Source organism: Streptomyces sp. NPDC052043, assembly GCF_044548235.1.
In the GTDB taxonomy this organism is placed as follows: Bacteria; Actinomycetota; Actinomycetes; order Streptomycetales; family Streptomycetaceae; genus Streptomyces.
The window spans coordinates 1-2,309 of the sequence record NZ_JBIUBT010000031.1; the positions used below are offsets into that span (position 1 = coordinate 1).

The 2,309-nt window shown below is 66.1% G+C and carries 2 protein-coding genes; both read right to left on the reverse strand.

Annotation, left to right across the window (positions count from 1 at the left end; genetic code table 11):
* Positions 1-69: 69 nt before the first annotated feature.
* A complete protein-coding gene (locus ACIHCX_RS37920; protein ID WP_400037949.1) occupies positions 70-882 on the reverse strand; it encodes a GNAT family N-acetyltransferase in 813 nt (270 codons plus the stop codon).
* A 365-nt stretch (positions 883-1,247) separates the two neighbouring features.
* The coding region (locus ACIHCX_RS37925; protein WP_400037952.1) for a tetratricopeptide repeat protein at positions 1,248-2,309 on the reverse strand (1,062 nt) is incomplete at its 5' end.

The window sequence follows — 2,309 nt, forward strand, 5'->3', positions numbered from 1 at the left end:
ACCCGCTGGAACAGTTCCCACAACTCGTCCGGTACCAGCCGCTCAACGATTCCCACCACGAGCAGCAGCCTACCCAGCCAAATGAGATGACTTGTAAGCCACCCCCGGGCCTGTTCTCCCTCCGTTGATCCCGAAGAGCTCCTCGCAGCCCGTGAGCCCGCTCACCATCACGGGTGGACGCTCCTGCGAGTGCCAATTGTCGCGGGAGAGACGGAACCGCTGGGACTCAACAACCTTGCCGTGCAGGACGTCACGCGTGACGCCATCGGGGCGGTAGCCGAGTTTCCGCGACACGGACACCGAGGAGATGTTGTCGGTGAAAGACATCGACGTCGCCGACACCGCGCCCAGTTCCTCGAAGGCGAGGTGCAGCATGGCGACGCGCATCTCGGTCCCGAGTCCCCGACCCTGGTGGTTCAGCCCGATCCACGAGCCCGAAACGATCTCGCGGCGGATGCCAAAATCCACAGCTCGCATGTCCTGAACACCCACGGGGCGGCCCTCGAAGAAAGCGACAAGTTCCAGCGCCCAGTTCTGCGGTGTCCACCGTCCCAGCCGACTCCAATGCAGCTGCACGACGTGCCGTGCGCGCTCGGCCGGCGGCAGGTCGGTCCAGGGTGTCAGAAAGGGCCTGTCGTTCGGATCGTGAACGCCCCGCGCGGCAACATCGGCAACCTCCGCCAGTTCCTCCTCGGATGGAAGTCGCAACTCCAGACGCGGAGACCTTACGCTGAGGCCCTTTATCGGCCAGTGATCGATAAGCACGCGCGCCAGTTTGTACAGACCGTGGCCGGAGCGCACCTCCTTTTCCCGCTCCCCAGGCTCGGCGATACCACTGATCGGCGTGGTGTGGATGCGGTCGCGGACCTCCATAGAGTCCATGACTCCCTGCACCTTGACCTCGCCCCGGGCGAGGCGGCGGGCATGCGGTGGTGACGGCGAACTCGTGCTCGGCTGGCGAAGCGGACGACCTGGTCGACTTCCCGCACCACGGTGGCCGGGTTGCACGGGCGCCCGGTCTCGTTGAGGACCTGGCGGGTGTCGTCGTACATCAGTGGCCGGCCGTCCGGCGCACCCACCCCGGTGCTCCGTCGTCTCCACACCGCGATCTCGGTACGACGGCATGCCCACGAGGTAGAACCAGTCCGCCCTCGTCTGGCGCCGCTTCTACGGCCGCGCGGCAGCATAGTGAGCACATGCCACGCTGATGTCGCTGAGGCGTCGTGTGCGCCTTACCGCGTTCAGCTTCACTCCGAGGCGTGCTGCGTGATCAATTGCTGGCACTGCCGCGCTCGGTCTCCCATTGCCCCGTCCATGGTGGATAGCTCAGCCAGGTAGTGGAGCAGGTCTGTGACGGCGTCGGGGTCCGGGCCTCGTGACAAGAAGACCCCGGTTGCTCCTGTCACGTCTGTCTCTGGTGCGAGTATGAGCACCTGAAACAGGTCGAAGAACCTGCTGGCGTCACTGAGTGACGTTTCTGCCGGGGAACTGAGCAGATCTCTCCACTGTTCCAGACATGCCTCGGGCCCCGACCTCACCGTGTCCAGCATCGTCTTCTCGAACAGAAAGCCACGATCATCTGGTTCCGAAGCGACAGCATGGTCGAGATCCTCTTGGGCAAGGCGGTAATCCCGCGCCTGTCGGTGGGCAACGCCGCGTTGGGCGAGGGCCCAGATGTCTTGGGGGTCGAGGTTGAGTGCGGTGGTGAGGTCGGTGATGGCCTGGTCGTAGTGGCCGGCCTGCCTGTGGGTTTCGCCGCGTTGTGCGAGGGCCCAGGCGAGGGTGGGGTCGAGGTCGAGTGCGGCGGTGAGGTCGGTGATGGCTTCGTCGTAGTGGCCGGCCTCTCGGTGGGCTTCGCCGCGACTGCCGAGGGCCCAGGCGAGGGTGGGGTCGAGGTTGAGTGCGGTGGTGAGGTCGGTGATGGCCTGGTCGTAGTGGTCGGCCTGCCTGTGGGTTTCGCCGCGTTGTGCGAGGGCCCAGGCGTCTTGGGGGTCGAGGTTGAGTGCGGTGGTGAGGTCGGTGATGGCTTCGTCGTAGTGGCCGGCCTGCTGGTGGGTTTGGCCGCGACTGCCGAGGGCCCAGGCGTCTTGGGGGTCGAGGTCGAGTGCGGTGGTGAAGTCGGTGATGGCCTGGTCGTAGTGGCCGGCCTGCCTGTGGGTTTCGCCGCGACTGCCGAGGGCCCAGTCGAGGGTGGGGTCGAGGTCGAGTGCGGCGGTGAGGTCGGTGATGGCTTCGTCGTAGTGGCCGGCCTGCTGGTGGGTTTGGCCGCGACTGCCGAGGGCCCAGGCGTCTTGGGGGTCGAGGTCGAG